The 20043-nt window shown below is 39.4% G+C and carries 35 protein-coding genes; all 35 read left to right on the top strand.

Going from position 1 to position 20043, the window contains the following annotated elements; all coding sequences use genetic code 11:
• Positions 1-23: 23 nt before the first annotated feature.
• The 35 genes from CD003_RS16440 to CD003_RS16270 all read left to right on the top strand — a co-directional run bounded on the left by CD003_RS16440 (position 24) and on the right by CD003_RS16270 (position 20011).
• Complete coding sequence (locus tag CD003_RS16440; RefSeq protein ID WP_096202154.1) at positions 24-272, top strand: 50S ribosomal protein L7ae-like protein; 249 nt, start codon at positions 24-26, stop codon at positions 270-272.
• A 115-nt stretch (positions 273-387) separates the two neighbouring features.
• The gene (gene rpsL / locus CD003_RS16435; RefSeq protein WP_096202153.1) at positions 388-810 is read left to right on the top strand and encodes a 30S ribosomal protein S12; all 423 of its coding nucleotides are present in this window, start codon (positions 388-390) and stop codon (positions 808-810) included.
• Between the two features lie 35 nt (positions 811-845).
• On the top strand, positions 846-1316 hold the full coding sequence (rpsG, locus tag CD003_RS16430; protein ID WP_096202151.1) for a 30S ribosomal protein S7: 471 nt from the start codon (positions 846-848) through the stop codon (positions 1314-1316).
• 55 nt (positions 1317-1371) lie between these two features.
• On the top strand, positions 1372-3450 hold the full coding sequence (gene fusA / locus CD003_RS16425) for an elongation factor G (RefSeq protein ID WP_096202150.1): 2079 nt from the start codon (positions 1372-1374) through the stop codon (positions 3448-3450).
• 122 nt (positions 3451-3572) lie between these two features.
• Entirely contained in the window at positions 3573-4763 is a 1191-nt protein-coding gene (gene tuf / locus CD003_RS16420) for an elongation factor Tu (RefSeq protein WP_096202148.1), read from the top strand.
• Between the two features lie 508 nt (positions 4764-5271).
• Positions 5272-5580 carry a 30S ribosomal protein S10 gene (gene rpsJ / locus CD003_RS16415; RefSeq protein WP_096202147.1) on the top strand — a complete coding sequence of 103 codons (309 nt, stop codon included), beginning with the start codon at positions 5272-5274 and terminating at the stop codon, positions 5578-5580.
• Between the two features lie 99 nt (positions 5581-5679).
• Positions 5680-6309, top strand: a complete 630-nt coding sequence (gene rplC, locus CD003_RS16410) for a 50S ribosomal protein L3 (RefSeq protein ID WP_096202145.1) — start codon at positions 5680-5682, stop codon at positions 6307-6309.
• A 25-nt stretch (positions 6310-6334) separates the two neighbouring features.
• Complete coding sequence (gene rplD / locus CD003_RS16405; RefSeq protein ID WP_096202143.1) at positions 6335-6958, top strand: 50S ribosomal protein L4; 624 nt, start codon at positions 6335-6337, stop codon at positions 6956-6958.
• Positions 6958-7248: a 50S ribosomal protein L23 gene (gene rplW, locus CD003_RS16400; protein WP_096202142.1), complete on the top strand. Its 291-nt coding sequence runs from the start codon at positions 6958-6960 to the stop codon at positions 7246-7248. Before rplD ends, rplW begins: the two co-directional genes overlap by 1 nt.
• A gap of 32 nt (positions 7249-7280) precedes the next feature.
• A complete protein-coding gene (gene rplB / locus CD003_RS16395; protein ID WP_096202141.1) occupies positions 7281-8111 on the top strand; it encodes a 50S ribosomal protein L2 in 831 nt (276 codons plus the stop codon).
• A 57-nt stretch (positions 8112-8168) separates the two neighbouring features.
• Positions 8169-8447: a 30S ribosomal protein S19 gene (gene rpsS, locus CD003_RS16390; RefSeq protein WP_096202139.1), complete on the top strand. Its 279-nt coding sequence runs from the start codon at positions 8169-8171 to the stop codon at positions 8445-8447.
• Between the two features lie 22 nt (positions 8448-8469).
• Complete coding sequence (gene rplV / locus CD003_RS16385; protein WP_096202138.1) at positions 8470-8811, top strand: 50S ribosomal protein L22; 342 nt, start codon at positions 8470-8472, stop codon at positions 8809-8811.
• Positions 8812-8814: 3 nt separating this feature from the next.
• Positions 8815-9474, top strand: coding sequence for a 30S ribosomal protein S3 (gene rpsC, locus CD003_RS16380; RefSeq protein WP_096202137.1), 660 nt, complete (start codon positions 8815-8817; stop codon positions 9472-9474).
• 2 nt (positions 9475-9476) lie between these two features.
• Positions 9477-9911: a 50S ribosomal protein L16 gene (gene rplP, locus CD003_RS16375; protein WP_096202135.1), complete on the top strand. Its 435-nt coding sequence runs from the start codon at positions 9477-9479 to the stop codon at positions 9909-9911.
• Positions 9901-10104 carry a 50S ribosomal protein L29 gene (gene rpmC, locus CD003_RS16370; RefSeq protein WP_096202134.1) on the top strand — a complete coding sequence of 68 codons (204 nt, stop codon included), beginning with the start codon at positions 9901-9903 and terminating at the stop codon, positions 10102-10104. The genes rplP and rpmC overlap by 11 nt, the downstream gene beginning before the upstream one ends.
• Before the next feature lie 22 nt (positions 10105-10126).
• Positions 10127-10387, top strand: coding sequence for a 30S ribosomal protein S17 (rpsQ, locus tag CD003_RS16365; protein ID WP_096202132.1), 261 nt, complete (start codon positions 10127-10129; stop codon positions 10385-10387).
• Positions 10388-10424: 37 nt separating this feature from the next.
• Entirely contained in the window at positions 10425-10793 is a 369-nt protein-coding gene (gene rplN, locus CD003_RS16360) for a 50S ribosomal protein L14 (protein WP_096202131.1), read from the top strand.
• Positions 10794-10847: 54 nt separating this feature from the next.
• Positions 10848-11159 (top strand): 50S ribosomal protein L24, encoded by a 312-nt coding sequence (rplX, locus tag CD003_RS16355; RefSeq protein ID WP_096202378.1) that lies wholly within the window; start codon positions 10848-10850, stop codon positions 11157-11159.
• Between the two features lie 26 nt (positions 11160-11185).
• Positions 11186-11725, top strand: coding sequence for a 50S ribosomal protein L5 (rplE, locus tag CD003_RS16350; protein WP_096202130.1), 540 nt, complete (start codon positions 11186-11188; stop codon positions 11723-11725).
• Between the two features lie 31 nt (positions 11726-11756).
• Entirely contained in the window at positions 11757-11942 is a 186-nt protein-coding gene (gene rpsN, locus CD003_RS16345; protein WP_047990173.1) for a 30S ribosomal protein S14, read from the top strand.
• 29 nt (positions 11943-11971) lie between these two features.
• Positions 11972-12370, top strand: coding sequence for a 30S ribosomal protein S8 (gene rpsH, locus CD003_RS16340; RefSeq protein WP_096202128.1), 399 nt, complete (start codon positions 11972-11974; stop codon positions 12368-12370).
• A 31-nt stretch (positions 12371-12401) separates the two neighbouring features.
• Complete coding sequence (rplF, locus tag CD003_RS16335) at positions 12402-12938, top strand: 50S ribosomal protein L6 (RefSeq protein ID WP_096202127.1); 537 nt, start codon at positions 12402-12404, stop codon at positions 12936-12938.
• A 31-nt stretch (positions 12939-12969) separates the two neighbouring features.
• On the top strand, positions 12970-13332 hold the full coding sequence (gene rplR, locus CD003_RS16330) for a 50S ribosomal protein L18 (protein ID WP_096202125.1): 363 nt from the start codon (positions 12970-12972) through the stop codon (positions 13330-13332).
• Positions 13333-13353: 21 nt separating this feature from the next.
• Positions 13354-13851: a 30S ribosomal protein S5 gene (gene rpsE, locus CD003_RS16325; RefSeq protein ID WP_096202124.1), complete on the top strand. Its 498-nt coding sequence runs from the start codon at positions 13354-13356 to the stop codon at positions 13849-13851.
• Between the two features lie 13 nt (positions 13852-13864).
• A complete protein-coding gene (gene rpmD, locus CD003_RS16320; protein WP_096202122.1) occupies positions 13865-14053 on the top strand; it encodes a 50S ribosomal protein L30 in 189 nt (62 codons plus the stop codon).
• Positions 14054-14088: 35 nt separating this feature from the next.
• Positions 14089-14529: a 50S ribosomal protein L15 gene (gene rplO / locus CD003_RS16315; RefSeq protein WP_096202121.1), complete on the top strand. Its 441-nt coding sequence runs from the start codon at positions 14089-14091 to the stop codon at positions 14527-14529.
• Positions 14529-15821: a preprotein translocase subunit SecY gene (gene secY / locus CD003_RS16310; RefSeq protein ID WP_096202120.1), complete on the top strand. Its 1293-nt coding sequence runs from the start codon at positions 14529-14531 to the stop codon at positions 15819-15821. The genes rplO and secY overlap by 1 nt, the downstream gene beginning before the upstream one ends.
• A 76-nt stretch (positions 15822-15897) precedes the next feature.
• Positions 15898-16551, top strand: coding sequence for an adenylate kinase (locus CD003_RS16305; RefSeq protein WP_096202118.1), 654 nt, complete (start codon positions 15898-15900; stop codon positions 16549-16551).
• Positions 16548-17294, top strand: a complete 747-nt coding sequence (map, locus tag CD003_RS16300; protein ID WP_096202117.1) for a type I methionyl aminopeptidase — start codon at positions 16548-16550, stop codon at positions 17292-17294. The genes CD003_RS16305 and map overlap by 4 nt, the downstream gene beginning before the upstream one ends.
• Positions 17295-17312: 18 nt before the next feature.
• Positions 17313-17621 carry a KOW domain-containing RNA-binding protein gene (locus tag CD003_RS16295; protein ID WP_096202116.1) on the top strand — a complete coding sequence of 103 codons (309 nt, stop codon included), beginning with the start codon at positions 17313-17315 and terminating at the stop codon, positions 17619-17621.
• 3 nt (positions 17622-17624) lie between these two features.
• Positions 17625-17843: a translation initiation factor IF-1 gene (infA, locus tag CD003_RS16290; RefSeq protein WP_010896341.1), complete on the top strand. Its 219-nt coding sequence runs from the start codon at positions 17625-17627 to the stop codon at positions 17841-17843.
• Between the two features lie 110 nt (positions 17844-17953).
• A complete protein-coding gene (gene rpmJ, locus CD003_RS16285; RefSeq protein WP_003322638.1) occupies positions 17954-18067 on the top strand; it encodes a 50S ribosomal protein L36 in 114 nt (37 codons plus the stop codon).
• Between the two features lie 22 nt (positions 18068-18089).
• Positions 18090-18455: a 30S ribosomal protein S13 gene (rpsM, locus tag CD003_RS16280; RefSeq protein ID WP_096202114.1), complete on the top strand. Its 366-nt coding sequence runs from the start codon at positions 18090-18092 to the stop codon at positions 18453-18455.
• Positions 18456-18477: 22 nt separating this feature from the next.
• Positions 18478-18870, top strand: a complete 393-nt coding sequence (gene rpsK, locus CD003_RS16275; protein ID WP_096202113.1) for a 30S ribosomal protein S11 — start codon at positions 18478-18480, stop codon at positions 18868-18870.
• Positions 18871-19066: 196 nt separating this feature from the next.
• A complete protein-coding gene (locus CD003_RS16270) occupies positions 19067-20011 on the top strand; it encodes a DNA-directed RNA polymerase subunit alpha (RefSeq protein WP_096202111.1) in 945 nt (314 codons plus the stop codon).
• The last annotated feature ends 32 nt before the right edge of the window (positions 20012-20043 follow it).

Genomic DNA, 20043 nt, shown 5'->3' with positions numbered 1-20043 from the left:
CTGTTACTTTGGAGGATTACTTAATGTCTTATGAAAAAGTGTCACAGGTTACGAACCTTATAATTGGTACAAAGCAAACATTAAAAGCTCTAGATAATGGAATGGCCAAAGAGGTATTTATAGCAAGTGATGCAGACAAAAGGATTATCCTGAAAGTTGAAAACCTTGCTAAGAAAAAAGGCGTTCCAATTACAATCGTTGATTCTATGAAGAAGCTTGGAAAAGCTGCAGGAATTGATGTAGGAGCAACCACTGTTACGTTAACAAAGTAAATGACGTTTTTGCCAACGCGATGCGAACTTGCTTGGCAAAAACTTTACTTTTGTAAATTTATGAACCACCAGGATCAGTGGTCTTAAATATTCATAGAGGAAAGGAGGAAATATCATGCCTACTATTAATCAACTTATCCGTAAAGGACGTAAGGCGAAAACTCAGAAGTCTGATTCACCAGCTTTAAATAAAGGCTATAACAGCTTTATCAAGTCACAAACTAACCAGTCTTCACCACAAAAACGTGGGGTATGTACTCGTGTTGGTACAATGACACCGAAGAAGCCGAACTCAGCACTTCGTAAATATGCTCGTGTACGTTTAACTAACGGAATCGAGGTAACTGCATATATTCCAGGGATTGGTCACAATCTTCAGGAGCATAGTGTAGTACTTATCAGAGGTGGACGTGTAAAAGACTTACCAGGGGTACGTTACCACATCGTTCGTGGTGCTCTTGATACTGCAGGTGTTCAAAACCGTATGCAAGGTCGTTCTAAATATGGAACAAAACGTCCGAAAGAAGCAAAGAAATAATAAAACATGTTTAATAGATGAAAGGAGGGGAAACAATGCCTCGTAAAGGACCTGTAACTCGTCGTGATGTATTACCAGATCCAATTTATAAGTCAAAGCTAGTAACACGTTTAATCAACCGTATCATGGTAGATGGTAAGCGTGGGGTAGCTCAAACGATATTATATAATGCGTTTGAATTAGTAAAAGAGCGCAGTGGAAACGACCCTATGGAAGTATTTGATCAAGCTCTTAAGAACATCATGCCTGTACTTGAGGTTAAAGCTCGCCGTGTTGGTGGTGCTAACTATCAAGTGCCGATTGAAGTTAAACCAGAGCGTCGTACTACACTAGGACTTCGTTGGTTAGTAAGCTATGCTCGTAATCGTGGAGAAAAAACGATGGAAGAGCGTTTAGCTTATGAAATTTTAGACGCTGCTAACAATACTGGTGCAGCTGTTAAGAAGCGTGAAGATACGCATAAAATGGCAGAAGCAAACAAAGCGTTTGCTCACTATCGTTGGTAGGATTTATTCTATAAAAAAACAACTATCTTTTTATTGAAGGAAGGAGAAATACCCTATGGCAAGAGAATTCTCCTTAAAAGATACGCGTAATATCGGCATCATGGCTCACATTGATGCCGGTAAAACAACAACTACAGAACGTGTATTATTCTACACTGGTCGTATTCATAAAATCGGTGAAACACATGAAGGTGCTTCTCAAATGGACTGGATGGCGCAAGAGCAAGAACGTGGTATTACTATCACATCTGCTGCGACAACAGCTGCTTGGAAAGGTCACCGTATCAATATTATCGATACACCGGGTCACGTAGATTTTACAGTTGAAGTAGAACGTTCTTTACGTGTATTAGACGGAGCAGTTGCGGTATTAGATGCTCAATCAGGAGTAGAACCGCAAACTGAGACAGTATGGCGTCAAGCTACAACTTACGGTGTTCCTCGTGTTGTATTCGTAAATAAAATGGACAAGACAGGTGCAGATTTCTTGTACTCTGTTAAGACAATGCATGAACGTTTACAAGCGAATGCTCATCCAATCCAGTTACCAATTGGTGCTGAAGATGAATTCGAAGGTATCATTGACCTTATCGACATGGTTGCATATTTCTATGAGGATGATCTTGGTACTCGTACAGATGCTAAAGAGATTCCAGATGAGTACAAAGAGCTTGCTCAAGAGTACCATGAAAAATTAGTAGAAGCTGCAGCTGAGTTAGATGAAGAGTTAACGATGAAATACTTAGAAGGTGAAGAACTTACGAAAGAAGAACTAAAAGGAGCAATCCGTAAAGGTACTTGTAACGTTGAGTTCTACCCTGTTATCTGTGGTTCTGCATTTAAGAACAAAGGTGTTCAATTAATGCTAGACGCAGTACTAGACTACTTACCATCACCACTAGATGTACCTTCAATTAAAGGTACTTTACCTGATTCTGAAGAAGAGGTAACACGTGAATCAAGTGATGAAGCACCATTCTCTGCATTAGCGTTTAAGGTAATGACAGATCCATACGTAGGAAAATTAACTTTCTTCCGTGTATATTCTGGTGTCTTAAGCTCTGGTTCATACGTAAAGAACTCTTCAAAAGGTAAGCGTGAGCGTGTAGGACGTATCTTACAAATGCACGCTAACTCTCGTGAAGAGATTGGTGAAGTATATGCTGGAGATATTGCGGCGGCAGTTGGTCTTAAAGATACAACTACTGGAGATACTCTTTGTGATGAAAAGAACGAAGTTATCTTAGAATCTATGGAATTCCCGGAACCAGTAATTTCTTTATCTGTTGAGCCTAAGTCAAAAGCAGACCAAGATAAAATGGGTATGGCTTTAGCTAAACTTGCAGAAGAAGATCCAACATTCCGTACTGAAACAAACGAAGAAACTGGTCAAACAATTATCTCAGGTATGGGTGAACTTCACCTAGACATTATTGTTGACCGTATGAAACGTGAGTTTAAAGTAGAGGCTAACGTAGGTGCTCCTCAGGTATCATATCGTGAGACAATTCGTTCAGCTGCAAAAGTTGAAGGTAAATTCGTACGTCAATCTGGTGGACGTGGACAATATGGACACGTTTGGGTTGAGTTCTCTCCTAATGAAGAAGGAGCAGGATATGAATTTGAGAATGGCGTTGTTGGTGGGGTTGTTCCTCGTGAATACATCGGTTCAGTAGAAGCTGGTATTAAAGAAGCTCTTCAGAATGGAATGATTGCTGGATATCCAGTTATTGATATCAAAGCAAGACTTTTCGATGGTTCATACCATGATGTTGACTCAAATGAAATGGCATTTAAAATCGCTGGTTCAATGGCGTTAAAAAATGCTAAATCAAAATGTAGCCCAGTTCTTCTAGAGCCAATTATGAAGGTTGAAGTTGTTGTACCAGAAGAGTACATGGGAGATGTAATGGGAGACGTTACAGCTCGTCGTGGCCGCGTAGAAGGTATGGAAGCTCGTGGAAACGCACAAGTAGTTCGTGCTATGGTTCCTCTTGCTGAAATGTTCGGATATGCAACATCTCTTCGTTCTCGTACACAAGGACGTGGAACATACACAATGACATTCGATCATTATGAAGATACACCAAAGAGTATTACTGAAGAAATCATTAAGAAACAAACTGGCGAATAATATCGTTTAAAAGTTGTTTCTCAGAAAAAATTATTGTAAGCTAGGAAAGGTGATTATCAAAGGGATATGACACCTTTCTTATCCATAAAATTTTTATTGTTATTTAAGGGAGGAAAAGAAAAATGGGAAAAGAAAAATTTGATCGTTCCAAGACCCATGCTAACATCGGTACAATTGGACACGTTGACCATGGTAAAACAACTTTAACTGCTGCTATCACAACAGTATTAGCTAAGAAATCTGGTAAAGGTACAGCTATGGCATATGATGCTATCGATGGTGCTCCAGAAGAGCGCGAACGTGGTATCACAATCTCAACTGCACACGTTGAGTACGAAACTGACAACCGTCACTATGCACACGTTGACTGCCCAGGACATGCTGACTATGTTAAAAACATGATCACTGGTGCTGCACAAATGGATGGTGGTATCTTAGTAGTATCTGCTGCTGATGGTCCAATGCCACAAACTCGTGAGCACATCCTTCTTTCTCGTCAAGTAGGTGTACCTTACCTAGTTGTATTCTTAAACAAATGTGACATGGTAGATGACGAAGAACTATTAGAATTAGTAGAGATGGAAGTACGTGACCTTCTTTCTGAATACGATTTCCCTGGTGACGATGTACCAGTTATCCAAGGTTCTGCTCTTAAAGCTTTAGAAGGAGATGCAGGCTACGAAGAGAAAATCATCGAGCTTATGGCTGCTGTAGATGATTACATCCCAACTCCAGAGCGTGATAAAGAAAAACCATTCATGATGCCAGTTGAGGATGTATTCTCAATCACTGGACGTGGAACAGTTGCTACTGGACGTGTTGAGCGTGGTCAATTAAACGTTGGTGACGTTATCGACATCATCGGTTTAACTGAAGAGCCAAAACAAACTACTTGTACTGGAGTAGAAATGTTCCGTAAGCTTCTTGATTATGCTGAAGCTGGAGATAACATTGGTGCACTTCTTCGTGGGGTTTCTCGTGATGAAGTACAACGTGGTCAAGTACTTGCTAAGCCAGGTACAATCACTCCACACACACTGTTCAAAGCTGAAGTTTATGTATTATCTAAAGAAGAAGGTGGACGTCACACTCCATTCTTCTCAAACTACCGTCCTCAGTTTTACTTCCGTACAACTGACGTAACAGGTATCATTCAACTTCCGGAAGGCGTTGAAATGGTAATGCCTGGTGACAACATCGAAATGACTGTTGAACTTATCGCTCCAATCGCTATCGAAGAAGGAACTAAGTTCTCTATTCGTGAAGGTGGACGTACAGTAGGCGCTGGTGTTGTAGCTACAATCCAAAAGTAATTTTAATTACATTATATAAAGAACACTCTGCATGTCAGGGTGTTCTTTTTTTGTAGATTTTTTGAAAGTGAGTTTCATCATATATAAATGCGAGTAAGAAAGATTGTTAAATATTTTCTTAACTGCAATCTTTTTTTAATTGCTTTGTTCCAAGAAATAAGATACTCTAGTTTATGTTGTTCTCTTAGCTCAATATTTAAAAACAAATCTTTGAAGCTAAAGTTGTTGACTTCTATATCACTATTTAATAGTTATGAAAAAGAAATTTTATTCTATGCTTGCAATTAGTGAATATAGTATTTATAATAGTAAAAGTGTGATCGACGTTTAGAAAAAAGTTTTTCTTGCAATCTCTATGTATAATATTATATAATAGAGAGCGTTGGTCATTGACAGTGATGATGTGGAAGGTTGCTGACACACCCGGCCCCTTTGCCATGGCAGGGTGCAAGGAAATTTTCACGGAGCATGTCTATTTTAAAAATGGACGAATAAAGGAGGGGCTACAATGGCAAAGCAAAAGATTCGCATTCGTTTAAAAGCATATGATCACAGAATTCTAGATCAATCAGCTGAAAAGATTGTTAACACGGCTAAACGTTCAGGAGCAAACGTATCTGGACCAATCCCACTTCCAACGGAGAAGTCAGTATATACAATCCTACGTGCTGTGCATAAGTATAAAGATTCTCGTGAGCAATTTGAAATGCGTACACACAAACGCTTAATCGATATTGTGAACCCAACACCACAAACAGTAGATGCGTTAATGCGTCTTGATTTACCATCTGGTGTGGACATTGAAATCAAACTATAAGTTATCTTATAACTAATATATACGATTAAATTCACTTGTTATGACTACAACAAAAAAATGGCAAATAAATTACTTAGATATTTATAGGAGGTGTGACTTATGACCAAAGGAATCTTAGGTAGAAAAATTGGTATGACTCAAGTTTTCGCAGAAAACGGAGATGTAGTACCAGTAACTGTAATTGAAGCTACTCCAAACGTAGTACTTCAAAAGAAAACAGTTGACTCTGATGGGTATGAAGCAATCCAAATCGGTTTTGCTGACCAAAAAGAATCAAAAAGCAACAAACCTGCTAAAGGTCATGCTGAAAAAGCAAACACTACACCTAAGCGCTTCATGAAAGAGGTTCGTGGAGTTGATTTAGTGGCTTACGAAGTTGGTCAAGAAGTCAAGGTTGATACATTTGCAGAAGGTGACATCGTTGATGTAACTGGAACATCTAAAGGTAAAGGTTTCCAAGGTGCTATCAAGCGTCACAACCAATCACGCGGACCAATGTCTCATGGTTCACGTTACCACCGTCGCCCAGGTTCAATGGGTCCTGTAGCTCCAAACCGTGTATTCAAAGGTAAATTACTACCTGGCCGTATGGGTGGAGAGCAAATTACAATTCAAAACTTAGAAATCGTTAAAGTTGATACAGAACGTAACCTTCTACTAGTTAAAGGAAATATTCCTGGTGCTAGAAAGAGCTATGTAGCTGTTCAAAGTGCGGTTAAAGTAAAATAAACGTCTAAAGAAAGGAGGATTCATCATGCCTAAAGTAGCACTATACAACCAAACAGGTTCTCAAGTTGGTGATATCGAATTATCAGATGCGGTATTTGGTATTGAACCAAATGAGCATGTACTACATGATGCTGTTGTGATGCAACAAGCTTCACTAAGACAAGGTACCCACAAAGTAAAAGGTCGTTCAGAAGTGCGCGGTGGCGGTCGTAAGCCATGGCGTCAAAAAGGAACAGGACGTGCGCGTCAAGGTTCCATTCGTTCACCTCAATGGGTAGGTGGTGGAGTTGTATTTGGACCAACACCACGTAGCTATAGCTTCAAGTTACCTAAAAAGGTACGTCGCTTAGCAATTAAATCTGCATTATCTAGTAAAGTACAAGCAAGTGAAATCATTGTTTTAGATAGCCTATCATTTGATGCTCCTAAAACAAAAGAGATGACTTCTGTACTAACTGCTATCCAAGCAGAAGGTAAAGCACTTATTGTAACTGCTGATTATAATGAAAATGTAGCTTTATCATTACGTAACATTCCTGGAGTTACTTTCGTAGCTGCTGACGGGGTTAACGTATTAGATGTATTAAAGCATGATAAGCTTATTATCACTAAAGACGCAGTTGAAAAGGTAGAGGAGGTGCTTGCATAATGACAAACGCTCGCGATATCATTAAGCGCCCCGTGATTACGGAACGTTCAACTGATTTAATGGCAGACAAGAAATATACATTTGAAGTAGATGTTCGTGCGAACAAAACTCAAATTAAAGATGCGGTTGAAGAAATCTTTGGAGTGAAAGTGGAGAACGTTAACACTATGAACTACAAAGGGAAATTTAAACGTTTTGGACGTCACACGGGTTACACAGCTCGTCGTAAGAAAGCCATTGTAAAATTAACACCAGAGAGCAAAGAATTAGAATTCTTTGAAGGTGTATAATTAATAACTCTTAAGTGAAGGAGGGAAACCAAATGCCGATCAAAAAGTATAAACCGACCAGTGCCGGTCGTCGTGGAATGAGTTCATTAGATTTTGCTGAAATCACTACAGACAAACCGGAAAAGTCACTTTTAGCACCTTTACACAAAAAAGGTGGCCGTAATAATCAAGGTAAATTAACTGTTCGTCATCAAGGTGGTGGACACAAACGTCAGTATCGTGTTATCGATTTTAAACGTAACAAAGATGGTATTCCAGGACGCGTTGCTACAATCGAGTATGATCCAAACAGAACAGCAAACATTGCGTTAATCAATTATGCTGATGGGGAAAAGCGTTACATCTTAGCTCCTAAAGGATTAAAAGTTGGAACTGTTATCGAATCTGGTTCAGAAGCAGATATTAAAGTAGGTAACGCATTACCACTTCAAAATATCCCAGTTGGTACAGTTATTCATAACATCGAACTTCAACCAGGACGTGGTGGACAATTAGTTCGTTCTGCTGGAACTGAAGCGCAACTTCTAGGTAAAGAAGGACAATACGTTCTTGTTCGATTAAACTCTGGTGAAACACGTTACATCCTTGCTACATGCCGTGCAACAATCGGTCAAGTAGGAAACTTAGAACACGAGTTAGTTAACATTGGTAAAGCAGGTCGTTCTCGTTGGTTAGGTAAACGTCCAACTGTTCGTGGATCTGTAATGAACCCTAATGACCACCCACACGGTGGTGGTGAAGGTCGCTCTCCAATCGGACGTAAATCACCAATGTCTCCTTGGGGTAAACCAACTCTTGGGTACAAAACTCGTAAGAAAAACAAAGCATCTGACAAGTACATCGTACGTCGTCGTAAAAAATAACGGGATTGTCCTACGGTTCAAACGAACCGTGGCGCAGTCGCGAAGGGAGGTTTATTCATGGGTCGCAGCTTAAAGAAAGGACCTTTTGTCGATGATCACTTAATGAAGAAAGTCGAAGCAATGAACGAAACTAACGATAAAAAAGTGATTAAGACTTGGTCTCGTCGTTCTACAATATTCCCTGAGTTTATCGGGCATACAATTGCGGTTTATGATGGTCGTAAGCATGTACCAGTTTATGTCTCTGAAGATATGGTTGGTCACAAGTTAGGTGAATTCTCACCAACACGTACTTACAAAGGTCATGCTGCTGACGATAAGAAAACAAGACGTTAATATAGAGAGGAGGTCCTAGACGATGGAAGCAAAAGCTGTTGCTAGACAAGTTCGTATTGCTCCTCGCAAAGTTCGCTTAGTAGTAGACTTAATTCGAGGCAAGCAAGTAGGTGAGGCGATTGCAATTTTACGTCACACACCGAAATCAGCTTCTCCAGTTGTTGAAAAGCTGTTAAATTCTGCTATAGCAAATGCAGAACATAACTATGAATTAGAACCAAATAATTTATATATTAAAGAAGCTTTCGTTGATGAAGGGGTTACTCTTAAACGTTTCCGTCCACGTGCAATGGGACGTGCAAGCCGTATCAACAAACGCTCTAGCCACATTACTTTAGTTGTAACAGAAAAGAAGGAGGGGTAAGGCGTGGGTCAAAAGGTCAATCCGATTGGGCTTCGAGTAGGCGTTATTCGTGACTGGGAGTCAAAATGGTATGCAGAAAAAGATTATGCTGATTTACTACACGAAGATATTAAAATTCGTGAGTATATTGAAAAGCGTTTAAAAGACGCATCCGTTTCAAAAATCGAAATTGAACGTGCTGCCAATCGTGTAAATGTAACAGTTCACACTGCTAAACCAGGAATGGTTATTGGTAAAGGTGGTTCTGAAGTTGAAGCTTTACGTAAAGCTTTAAATGAACTTACTGGCAAACGTGTTCATATCAACATTTTTGAAATCAAACAAGCTGATTTAGATGCTAAACTTGTAGCAGAAAACATTGCTCGTCAATTAGAAAATCGTATTTCGTTCCGTCGTGCAATGAAACAAGCTATTCAACGTACTATGCGTGCAGGTGCTAAAGGGATTAAAACTCAAGTATCTGGTCGTCTAGGTGGCGCTGACATTGCTCGTGGTGAACACTACAGTGAAGGAACTGTTCCACTTCACACTCTTCGTGCGGATATCGACTATGGAACTGCAGAAGCAGATACAACATACGGTAAACTAGGTGTAAAAATTTGGATTTATCGTGGTGAAGTCCTTCCAACGAAAGGAACGAAAAAAGAGGAAGGAGGAAAATAATCATGTTGATGCCAAAACGCGTAAAATATCGTCGTGAACACCGCGGAAAGATGCGTGGAAAAGCAAAAGGTGGCACAACTGTTCACTTTGGTGAGTATGGTTTACAAGCTCAAGAAGCATCGTGGATCACAAACCGCCAGATTGAATCAGCACGTATTGCTATGACACGTTACATGAAACGTGGTGGTAAAGTTTGGATTAAAATTTTCCCTTCTAAGCCTTATACTGCAAAACCTCTAGAAGTTCGAATGGGTTCAGGTAAAGGTGCTCCAGAAGGATGGGTAGCAGTTGTTAAACCTGGAAAGGTTATGTTTGAAATCTCAGGTGTATCTGAAGAAGTAGCTCGTGAAGCGCTACGTCTTGCAGCACATAAATTACCAGTGAAATGTAAATTTGTAAAACGCGAAGAAGTGGGTGGTGAGTCAAATGAAAGCTAATGAACTTCGTAATTTAACCACTGCTGAAATCGAACAAAAAACGAAGTCACTTAAAGAAGAATTATTCAACCTTCGCTTTCAATTAGCGACTGGCCAGTTGGATAATCCAACCCGCATTCGTGAAGTTCGTAAGGCAATTGCTCGTGCAAAAACTGTTTTGCATGAAAGAGAACTTGGGATCAACAACGGCTAAATTGAGAAGGAGGTTTGCTTAAATGGAACGCAATCAACGTAAAGTGTACCTTGGACGTGTCGTTTCAGACAAGATGGATAAAACAATTTCTGTACTTGTTGAAACTTATAAGAAAGACCGTCTATACGGCAAGCGCGTAAAGTACTCTAAAAAGTTTAAAGCGCATGATGAAAACAATACGGCAAAAATGGGCGATATTGTTAAAATCATGGAAACACGTCCTTTATCGAAAGATAAACGTTTCCGCTTAGTTGAAGTCGTAGAAGAATCAGTTATTATCTAATAGATTTACTTGTCGATCCGAAGGGAGGTAAGTTCGAATGATCCAACAGGAAACTCGTTTAAAAGTTGCTGATAACTCTGGAGCTCGTGAGTTATTATGTATTAAGGTGTTAGGCGGTTCTGGTCGTAAAACAGCTAACATCGGTGATATTATTGTTTGCTCGGTGAAGCAAGCAACACCAGGTGGCGTTGTCAAGAAGGGTGACGTAGTTAGAGCAGTTATTGTTCGTACAAAGACTGGCGCTCGTCGTAACGACGGTTCATATATCAAGTTTGACGAAAATGCTGCAGTTATTGTTCGTGATGATAAGGGCCCACGTGGGACACGTATCTTCGGACCTGTAGCACGTGAATTACGTGAGAAGCAATTCATGAAGATTGTTTCATTAGCACCAGAAGTGCTTTAATGAACGGTAATAGAAAAAAAAGCCTTGTAAGGAGGTGCGACGATGTCAACTAGAATGCACGTTAAAAAAGGTGACACAGTTAAAGTAATCTCAGGTAAAGATAAAGGTAAACAAGGCGTTATTTTAGAAGCGTACCCGAAACAGAGCCGAGTACTTGTTGAAGGCATAAACGTTGTTAAGAAACACGCAAAACCTTCACAAGACAATCCACAAGGTGGAATCTTGAACAAAGAAGCGGCTATTCATGTTTCAAATGTAATGCCTATCGATCCTAAATCAGGTGAACCTACTCGTGTAGGATATAAAGTAGAAAACGGTAAAAAAGTACGTGTTGCGAAGAAGTCTGGCGAAGTATTAGATAAGTAGTCAGGTGACGAAAGGAGGTCAATCGTATGAATTCATTAAAACAAAGATACTCAAAAGAGATCGTGCCATCTCTAGTAGAGAAATTCAATTATCCATCATTAATGGCTGTTCCAAAGCTTGAGAAGATTGTTGTTAATATGGGTGTTGGTGATGCAGTATCTAACGCTAAAGCGCTAGATAAAGCTGTTGAAGAATTAGCTACAATTACTGGTCAAAAGCCTTTAATTACAAAAGCAAAGAAATCAATCGCTGGATTCAAGTTACGTGAAGGTATGCCAATCGGTGCGAAGGTAACACTTCGTGGTGAGCGCATGTATGAATTCCTAGAGAAATTAGTCTCTGTTTCATTACCTCGTGTACGTGACTTCCGTGGTATTTCTAAAAAAGCATTCGATGGTCGTGGAAACTATACTCTTGGCGTAAAAGAGCAATTAATTTTCCCAGAAATCGATTATGATAAAGTAGATAAAGTACGTGGAATGGACGTTGTAATCGTTACAACTGCCAACACTGATGAAGAAGCTCGTGAGTTATTAACTCAAATGGGTATGCCATTCCAAAAATAATTGGCTAAAGGGCCGAAGAGGAGGTAAAACTTTGGCGAAGAAATCGATGATCGCAAAGCAGAAGCGCACACAAAAGTACAAAGTACAAGAGTATACTCGTTGTGAGCGTTGTGGACGTCCACATTCTGTCATTCGTAAGTTTAAGTTATGCCGAATTTGCTTTAGAGAACTTGCATATAAAGGTCAAATCCCTGGCGTTAAAAAAGCTAGCTGGTAAGCCCAAGTACGGGAAGGAGGTAAAAAACGATGGTCATGACAGATCCTATTGCAGATATGCTGACTCGTATTCGTAACGCGAACACTGTTCGTCACGAAAAATTAGAGTTACCTGCATCTAACATCAAAAAGGAAATTGCTGATATTCTTAAACGTGAAGGTTTCATCCGTGACGTTGAAGTAATTGATGATAGTAAACAAGGGATTATCCGTATCTTCTTAAAATACGGTTCAGATAATGAGCGTGTAATTACAGGTCTGAAAAGAATTAGTAAGCCTGGATTACGTGTTTACGCAAATGCACAAGAACTTCCACGTGTACTTGGAGGTTTAGGAATTGCGATTGTTTCTACATCAAAAGGTGTAATGACTGATAAACAAGCTCGTCAACAACAAATTGGTGGCGAAGTTGTAGCATACGTTTGGTAATAAGTTTTTTATAGGAATGGAGGTGTAGTCGATGTCTCGTATTGGTAATAAACCAGTTGAAGTCCCAAGTGGCGTCACAGTTAGTTTGGATGGAACGATTTTCTCTGCTAAAGGACCTAAAGGTGAACTTAAGCGTGAGATTCATCCTGACATGATCGTGAAAATCGAGGAAAATATTATTACAGTTGAACGTCCATCTGAGAATAAGAACCATAAAGCTCTTCATGGTACAACTCGTAGTATTATTAACAACATGGTTGAAGGTGTAACTAAAGGATACGAAAAAGCTCTTGAGCTTATCGGTGTAGGTTACCGTGCAACTAAATCAGGACAAAAATTAGTACTTAACGTTGGATACTCTCATCCAGTTGAAATCGTACCTGAACAAGGTATCGAAATCGAAGTACCATCTAACACTAAAGTAATTGTTAAAGGTATTGATAAAGAGCGTGTAGGAGCAATCGCTTCTAACATCCGTTCAGTACGTTTACCAGAGCCTTACAAAGGTAAAGGTATCCGTTATGAGGGCGAATATGTTCGTCGTAAAGAAGGTAAAACAGGTAAGTAAGTAAATAGTTAACGGAAAGGACTGACGTTCGATGATTACGAAGCCTAGTAAAAATACGGCACGTAAGAAAAGACATGCACATGTTCGTCGTACGATCACTGGTACTGCAGAGCGTCCTCGTTTAAATGTATTCCGTTCATCTAAACACATTTATGCACAATTAATTGATGACGTTAATAGCGTTACAATTGTTTCTGCATCAAGTTTAGATAAGGAACTTAATTTAGAAAACGGTGGAAACAAAGAAGCAGCACAAAAAGTCGGCGAGTTAGTTGCAAAACGTGCGATTGAAAAAGGACATTCAACAATATTATTTGACCGCGGTGGTTACATTTATCATGGACGTGTTCAAGTACTTGCAGATTCAGCTCGTAAAGCTGGTCTACAATTTTAAAGAACAAAGGAGGGAAAACGAATGCGTATTGACCCAAATGCTTTGGAACTTGAAGAGAAAGTTGTTGCCGTCAATCGTGTAGCAAAAGTTGTTAAAGGTGGACGTCGTTTCCGCTTTGCTGCATTAGTTGTTGTAGGTGACAAAAATGGTCACGTAGGTTTCGGAATGGGTAAGGCTCAAGAAGTTCCTGAAGCAATTCGCAAAGGAATCGAAGATGCTAAGAAGAATCTTGTTGAAGTACCTGTTGTAGGTACTACAATTCCTCACCAAATTATCGGACACTTTGGTGCTGGTGAAGTGTTACTAAAACCTGCTTCTGAAGGTACAGGAGTTATTGCTGGTGGACCTGTACGTGCAGTACTTGATTTAGCTGGAGTAGGCGACATTTTATCGAAGTCACTAGGATCTAACAATCCAATCAATATGGTACGTGCAACTATTCAAGGTCTTAGTAGCTTGAAGCGTGCTGAAGATGTGGCTAAATTACGCGGTAAAACTGTAGAAGAACTGTTAGGATAAGGAGGGAAATCACATGGCTAAGAAATTAGAAATTACCCTCACACGTAGTCTTATCGGTCGTCCGCAAGACCAACGTACTACAGTGAATACACTTGGTTTACGTAAAATGCACCAATCAGTTGTTCAAGAGGACAATGTTGCTATCCGTGGGATGGTAAACAAAGTTGCTCATTTAGTAACTGTTAAAGAATTAGAAGCTTAATATTAAGATTTTTTAAAAAGAGGAGGTGTCACAGCATGAAACTTCACGAGTTAAAGCCTGCTGAAGGATCTCGTAAGGTACGCAATCGTGTTGGTCGTGGTATCGGTTCTGGTAATGGTAAAACTGCTGGACGTGGTCATAAAGGACAAAATTCACGTTCTGGTGGTGGAGTACGTCCAGGATTTGAAGGTGGACAAAATCCGCTTTACCGTCGTTTACCAAAACGTGGTTTCACGAATCCAACTCGTAAAGAGTATGCGATTGTTAACCTTGATACGTTAAATAGCTTTGATGCAGGTACAGAAGTTACACCTGAATTATTAATCGAAGCTGGTATTGTTAAAAATGCAAAGGATGGAATTAAGATCCTCGGAAATGGACAGCTTGAGCAGAAGTTAACTGTTAAAGCTAATAAGTTTTCTGAAGCTGCTGTAAAAGCAATAGAAGCTGCTGGCGGAAAAACTGAGGTGATTTAATGTTCCGGACGATCTCCAATATTATGCGCGTGGGTGATTTACGACGTAAAGTCATTTTCACCCTTCTAATGCTCATTGTTTTCAGGATTGGAAGTTTCATTCCTGTTCCTGGTTCGAATCGTGAGGTACTGAATTTCTACGACCAAGCCAATGCCTTCGGGTTAATTGATACATTTGGTGGTGGAGCGTTAGGGAACTTTTCGATTTTTGCGATGGGGATTATGCCGTACATTACAGCATCGATTATTGTTCAATTGTTACAAATGGATGTAGTTCCTAAATTTGCAGAATGGGCAAAGCAAGGAGAGGCTGGTCGACGTAAATTAGCTCAGTTTACCCGATATGGAACGATTGTTTTAGGTTTTGTTCAGGCCCTTGGGATGTCAATTGGTTTCAATACAATTTTCCCTGGCTTAATACCTAACCCTAGTGTTTCAATGTATCTTTTCATTGCAACTGTACTTACTGCGGGAACAGCTTTCTTAATGTGGCTCGGTGAACAAATTACCGCAAAAGGTGTAGGAAACGGTATTTCAATTCTTATTTTTGCTGGTATAGCTGCTGGTATTCCTGGAGGGGTTAACCAGATTTATGAAACACAATTAAGTGATGCAGGTGAACAATTATTTTTAAATATCGTAACGGTAGCATTACTAGTACTTGCAGTGCTAGCAATTATCGTCGGTGTAATTTTTGTTCAACAAGCACTTCGTAAAGTTCCAGTGCAATATGCAAAGCGCCTAGTTGGTAGAAATCCCGTCGGAGGACAATCAACGCATTTACCTTTAAAAGTAAATGCCGCAGGGGTTATTCCTGTCATTTTTGCTTTATCACTATTTATATTCCCGCCTACGATTGCTGGATTCTTTGGGGAAGACAATGCATTCACTGCATGGATTGTTAGAACCTTTGATTATACAGAACCGTTAGGGATGATCATCTACGCTGGTTTGATTATTGGATTTACGTATTTCTATACATTCATTCAAGTTAATCCTGAGCAGATGGCCGAAAACCTGAAAAAGCAAGGTGGATACATTCCTGGTATTCGTCCCGGTAAAACAACTCAAGTCTACTTAACGCGCATTTTATATCGTTTAACACTTGTTGGTGCTCTTTTCTTAGCTGTTGTTTCAATTATTCCGGTATTCTTCACTCGACTTATGGGTTTACCACCTGCAGTTCAAATTGGTGGTACTGGATTATTGATCGTTGTTGGTGTAGCATTAGACACGATGAAGCAAATCGAGAGTCAATTAATTAAACGTCATTATAAAGGCTTTATTAAGTAAAGTGGAAAGAGGGAAGAAACTGTCTTCCCTTATAACCATATTAGTTGTTTAAATCGGTACGATGGAGGGGAAAAGAATGAATCTTATTTTAATGGGTCTTCCTGGTGCGGGTAAAGGTACTCAGGCTGAAAAAATGGTGAATGATTTTCAAATTCCTCATATTTCAACTGGGGATATGTTTCGTGCAGCTATCAAAGGTCAAACGGAGTTAGGTGTGAAAGCCAAATCTTTTATGGATGCTGGCGAGTTAGTACCTGATGAAGTAACTATCGGTATTGTACGTGAGAGATTAAGTCAAGGTGATTGTGAAAAAGGTTTTCTATTAGATGGTTTTCCTCGTACAGTTCCTCAAGCAGAAGCTTTAGAGGAAATCCTATCATCTTTAGGTCGCAAAATTGATTTTGTTATCAATGTTGATGTACCAGAGGAAATTTTAATGGATCGTTTAACTGGCCGCCGAGTTTCACCAACGTCAGGAAGAACGTATCATGTTATCTTTAATCCACCTAAGGTTGAAGGTGTATGTGATGAAGATGGAAGCGAACTTATTCAAAGAGATGACGATAAACCAGAAACGGTTAAAAAGCGTCTTGAAGTAAACGTAGCTCAAGCTCAGCCATTAATTGATTTCTATACTGAAAAAGGTTATTTAAGAAATATCAACGGAGAGCAAGATATTAATAAAGTGTATGAAGATATTAAACAACTTCTGGAAGGGATAAATGCATGATTATATGTAAGACTCAAAGAGAACTAGACATCATGCGGGAAGCAGGTAAAATTGTTGCCCTTACTCATCTGGAGTTGAAGAAACATATTCAATCTGGCATTACAACCGGTGAACTTGATAATATTGCTGAAAAGGTGATTCGTTCTTATGGTGCGATTCCATCTTTTAAAGGCTATAATGGATTTACAGGTAGTATCTGTGCTTCAGTAAATGAGGAATTGGTTCACGGAATTCCAGGTAAACGGGTACTCAATGAAGGTGATATCATTAGTATTGATGTTGGTGCACAATACAATGGCTATCACGGTGACTCTGCATGGACATATGCTGTAGGGGAAATTACTGAAGAAGACCAAAAATTACTCGATGTTACGGAAGCTTCTCTATTCAAAGGATTAGAGGAAGCAAAGCCGGGTGAGAGGTTATCAAACATCTCCCATGCAATACAATCGTATGTGGAACCGTTTGGATTTTCAATCGTGAGAGAGTATGTTGGACATGGAGTTGGTCAAGACTTACATGAAGATCCACAAATTCCTCACTATGGTCCACCAGGTAAAGGACCAAGATTAAAACCAGGAATGGTTTTAGCGGTTGAGCCGATGGTGAATGCAGGAAGTCGTTATGTTCACACATTAGCCGATAATTGGACTGTTGTGACAACTGATAAAAAGAACTGTGCTCATTTCGAGCATACTGTTGCCATAACTGAGACTGGTTTTGAAATATTAACAAAAGCTTAATTGAAGGTGATGCAAAGAATGAAGGATCCTGAATCGGGCCCTGAAATCGGTCAGGTTGTTGAAGTTCTAAAAGGTCGAGATACTGGTAAGTTTAATGTTATAATTAAACTTGTTGATCACCGTTTTGTTTATATAGCTGATGGAGATCTACGGAAAGTAGACCGTGCAAAGAAGAAAAATCTTAGTCACCTTAAGCTAATGGAACATGTTTCTCCAGAAGTGAAGAACAGCATTGAAGAAACTGGACGTGTAACCAATGGTAAACTACGTTATGCGGTTCAAAAGTTTATAGATACTCAAACTGATTTACTGAAGGAAGGAGAGTAATTCATGGCCAAAGAAGATGTAATTGAAGTTGAAGGTACTGTTATTGAGCCATTGCCAAACGCTATGTTCCGTGTGGAACTAGAGAATGGACATAAAATTCTAGCTCACGTTTCAGGTAAAATTCGCATGCACTTTATTCGTATCTTACCAGGAGACAAAGTAACAGTTGAATTATCACCGTATGACTTAACACGTGGACGTATCACTTATCGATATAAATAAGATCTTTCTGTTATCAAACCATTGATGACAAACGGACTTTAAACGTAGCTCATATTGCAGTTTTTTAAATACAATTGACGGCACTCCGTATTATAAGGAGGTAAATGAAGATGAAGGTAAGACCATCAGTCAAACCTATTTGCGAAAAGTGTAAAGTTATTCGTCGTAAAGGTACCGTTATGGTAATTTGCGAAAATCCAAAGCATAAACAAAAACAAGGCTAAACAATAAGGAGGTGCATACTTTATGGCACGTATAGCTGGTGTCGATATTCCTCGTGATAAACGAGTAGTAATATCTTTAACATACATCTATGGAATCGGAAGTACAACTGCTGCTAAGGTTTTAGCTGAAGCTGGAGTTTCTGAAAATACTCGCGTTCGTGATTTAACTGAAGAAGAGTTAGGTAAAATCCGTGAAGTTATGGACAAATACACAACTGAAGGTGACCTTCGTCGTGAAATCTCTTTAAACATCAAACGTTTAATTGAGATTGGTTCATACCGTGGTATCCGCCATCGTCGTGGTTTACCTGTTCGTGGTCAGAACTCTAAAAACAATGCACGTACACGTAAAGGTCCACGTCGTACAGTAGCAAACAAGAAAAAATAAGTAAAGGAGGTAGCGTAAAAGCATGGCAAAAAGAACTAACACACGTACTAAGCGTCGCCAAAAGAAAAATATTGAGACTGGCGTAGCACACATTCGTTCAACATTTAACAACACAATTGTAACTATTACTGATACACAAGGTAATGCAATTTCATGGGCAAGTGCAGGTGGTTTAGGATTCAAAGGTTCTCGTAAATCTACTCCTTTCGCTGCACAAATGGCTGCTGAAACTGCTGGTAAAGCTGCAATGGAACACGGCATGAAAACTATTGAAGTTTCTGTAAAAGGTCCTGGTGCTGGTCGTGAAGCTGCAATTCGTTCACTTCAAGCAGTTGGTCTAGAAGTCAACATGATTAAGGACGTTACTCCTGTTCCTCATAATGGTTGCCGTCCACCAAAACGTCGTAGAGTGTAAAAAGAAATCATCAGTTGTAAGTATAGATTTCCTGAAAGTGTCAATAATGGGTAAGACGAGTAATCCCTATTGTTCGGTTCTTACGAATTATTGACTGTTTAGGTTGCATACGTACGGGAACTGCCTAATGGGGAATTCCGGTTAGGCTTTCCTTACTGTCTGCCGGAGTTCGACGTTTTGAAGGAGGGTTTGTTTAATGATCGAAATAGAAAAGCCAAATATTGAAACGGTTGAAATTAGCGAAGACGCTAATTATGGGAAGTTTGTTGTTGAACCACTAGAACGTGGATATGGTACTACACTTGGAAACTCCTTACGTCGTATCCTATTATCTTCACTACCAGGTGCTGCTGTTACAGCTGTTCAAATTGATGGTGTGTTACATGAGTTTTCAACAATTGAAGGTGTTGTTGAAGATGTAACGACAATTATTCTGAACTTAAAACAGTTAGCATTGAAAATTTATTCTGATGAGGAAAAATCATTAGAGATAGATATTCAAGGTGAAGGTGTTGTTACGGCAGGAGATTTAACGCATGATAGTGATGTTGACATTCTTAATCCTGACCTTCACATTGCTACTTTAGCAAAAGGCGCACGTTTACATATGCGTTTAACTGCTAAACGTGGTAGAGGATATGTGCCTGCAGAAGGGAACAAATCAGATGATCAACCAATTGGTGTTGTACCGATTGATTCAATTTACACACCGGTTTCTCGTGTAAACTATCAAGTTGAAAATACACGTGTAGGACAAGTAACAAACTATGATAAGCTTACGCTAGATGTTTGGACTGATGGAAGTATCCGTCCAGAGGAAGCTGTTTCTCTTGGTGCAAAGATTTTAACTGAACACTTAAACATCTTTGTAGGACTAACTGATCAGGCCCAAAATGCCGAAATAATGGTTGAAAAAGAAGAAGATCAAAAAGAGAAAGTATTGGAAATGACAATTGAAGAATTAGATCTTTCAGTACGTTCTTATAATTGCTTGAAGCGTGCAGGTATTAACACGGTCCAAGAACTTACTCACAAAACTGAAGAAGATATGATGAAAGTTCGCAACTTAGGGCGCAAATCTCTTGAAGAAGTTCAAGAGAAGCTTGGTGAACTAGGACTTGGTCTTCGTAAAGAAGATTAAAACGTACTTAATTACTTTTCTTCACATAACAG

Source organism: Bacillus sp. FJAT-45350 (genome assembly GCF_002335805.1).
Lineage (GTDB): Bacteria > Bacillota > Bacilli > Bacillales > NISU01 > FJAT-45350.
This window is presented reverse-complemented; position numbering and strand designations above follow the sequence as displayed.

What these genes read in the sequence shown, in the direction of transcription:
- CD003_RS16270 (WP_096202111.1), top strand. Translation starts at nt 19,067, where the DNA reads ATGATCGAAATAGAAAAGCCAAATATTGAAACGGTTGAAATTAGCGAA.
- fusA (WP_096202150.1), top strand. Translation starts at nt 1,372, where the DNA reads ATGGCAAGAGAATTCTCCTTAAAAGATACGCGTAATATCGGCATCATG.
- rplB (WP_096202141.1), top strand. Translation starts at nt 7,281, where the DNA reads ATGCCGATCAAAAAGTATAAACCGACCAGTGCCGGTCGTCGTGGAATG.
- rplV (WP_096202138.1), top strand. Translation starts at nt 8,470, where the DNA reads ATGGAAGCAAAAGCTGTTGCTAGACAAGTTCGTATTGCTCCTCGCAAA.
- rplD (WP_096202143.1), top strand. Translation starts at nt 6,335, where the DNA reads ATGCCTAAAGTAGCACTATACAACCAAACAGGTTCTCAAGTTGGTGAT.
- rplX (WP_096202378.1), top strand. Translation starts at nt 10,848, where the DNA reads ATGCACGTTAAAAAAGGTGACACAGTTAAAGTAATCTCAGGTAAAGAT.
- tuf (WP_096202148.1), top strand. Translation starts at nt 3,573, where the DNA reads ATGGGAAAAGAAAAATTTGATCGTTCCAAGACCCATGCTAACATCGGT.
- rplC (WP_096202145.1), top strand. Translation starts at nt 5,680, where the DNA reads ATGACCAAAGGAATCTTAGGTAGAAAAATTGGTATGACTCAAGTTTTC.
- rplF (WP_096202127.1), top strand. Translation starts at nt 12,402, where the DNA reads ATGTCTCGTATTGGTAATAAACCAGTTGAAGTCCCAAGTGGCGTCACA.
- rpsS (WP_096202139.1), top strand. Translation starts at nt 8,169, where the DNA reads ATGGGTCGCAGCTTAAAGAAAGGACCTTTTGTCGATGATCACTTAATG.
- rpsJ (WP_096202147.1), top strand. Translation starts at nt 5,272, where the DNA reads ATGGCAAAGCAAAAGATTCGCATTCGTTTAAAAGCATATGATCACAGA.
- rpsQ (WP_096202132.1), top strand. Translation starts at nt 10,127, where the DNA reads ATGGAACGCAATCAACGTAAAGTGTACCTTGGACGTGTCGTTTCAGAC.
- rpmC (WP_096202134.1), top strand. Translation starts at nt 9,901, where the DNA reads ATGAAAGCTAATGAACTTCGTAATTTAACCACTGCTGAAATCGAACAA.
- rplW (WP_096202142.1), top strand. Translation starts at nt 6,958, where the DNA reads ATGACAAACGCTCGCGATATCATTAAGCGCCCCGTGATTACGGAACGT.
- CD003_RS16440 (WP_096202154.1), top strand. Translation starts at nt 24, where the DNA reads ATGTCTTATGAAAAAGTGTCACAGGTTACGAACCTTATAATTGGTACA.
- rpmD (WP_096202122.1), top strand. Translation starts at nt 13,865, where the DNA reads ATGGCTAAGAAATTAGAAATTACCCTCACACGTAGTCTTATCGGTCGT.
- rplE (WP_096202130.1), top strand. Translation starts at nt 11,186, where the DNA reads ATGAATTCATTAAAACAAAGATACTCAAAAGAGATCGTGCCATCTCTA.
- rpsK (WP_096202113.1), top strand. Translation starts at nt 18,478, where the DNA reads ATGGCAAAAAGAACTAACACACGTACTAAGCGTCGCCAAAAGAAAAAT.
- rpsG (WP_096202151.1), top strand. Translation starts at nt 846, where the DNA reads ATGCCTCGTAAAGGACCTGTAACTCGTCGTGATGTATTACCAGATCCA.
- rplO (WP_096202121.1), top strand. Translation starts at nt 14,089, where the DNA reads ATGAAACTTCACGAGTTAAAGCCTGCTGAAGGATCTCGTAAGGTACGC.
- CD003_RS16305 (WP_096202118.1), top strand. Translation starts at nt 15,898, where the DNA reads ATGAATCTTATTTTAATGGGTCTTCCTGGTGCGGGTAAAGGTACTCAG.
- map (WP_096202117.1), top strand. Translation starts at nt 16,548, where the DNA reads ATGATTATATGTAAGACTCAAAGAGAACTAGACATCATGCGGGAAGCA.
- rpsL (WP_096202153.1), top strand. Translation starts at nt 388, where the DNA reads ATGCCTACTATTAATCAACTTATCCGTAAAGGACGTAAGGCGAAAACT.
- rplN (WP_096202131.1), top strand. Translation starts at nt 10,425, where the DNA reads ATGATCCAACAGGAAACTCGTTTAAAAGTTGCTGATAACTCTGGAGCT.
- rplP (WP_096202135.1), top strand. Translation starts at nt 9,477, where the DNA reads ATGTTGATGCCAAAACGCGTAAAATATCGTCGTGAACACCGCGGAAAG.
- CD003_RS16295 (WP_096202116.1), top strand. Translation starts at nt 17,313, where the DNA reads ATGAAGGATCCTGAATCGGGCCCTGAAATCGGTCAGGTTGTTGAAGTT.
- infA (WP_010896341.1), top strand. Translation starts at nt 17,625, where the DNA reads ATGGCCAAAGAAGATGTAATTGAAGTTGAAGGTACTGTTATTGAGCCA.
- rplR (WP_096202125.1), top strand. Translation starts at nt 12,970, where the DNA reads ATGATTACGAAGCCTAGTAAAAATACGGCACGTAAGAAAAGACATGCA.
- rpmJ (WP_003322638.1), top strand. Translation starts at nt 17,954, where the DNA reads ATGAAGGTAAGACCATCAGTCAAACCTATTTGCGAAAAGTGTAAAGTT.
- secY (WP_096202120.1), top strand. Translation starts at nt 14,529, where the DNA reads ATGTTCCGGACGATCTCCAATATTATGCGCGTGGGTGATTTACGACGT.
- rpsM (WP_096202114.1), top strand. Translation starts at nt 18,090, where the DNA reads ATGGCACGTATAGCTGGTGTCGATATTCCTCGTGATAAACGAGTAGTA.
- rpsH (WP_096202128.1), top strand. Translation starts at nt 11,972, where the DNA reads ATGGTCATGACAGATCCTATTGCAGATATGCTGACTCGTATTCGTAAC.
- rpsE (WP_096202124.1), top strand. Translation starts at nt 13,354, where the DNA reads ATGCGTATTGACCCAAATGCTTTGGAACTTGAAGAGAAAGTTGTTGCC.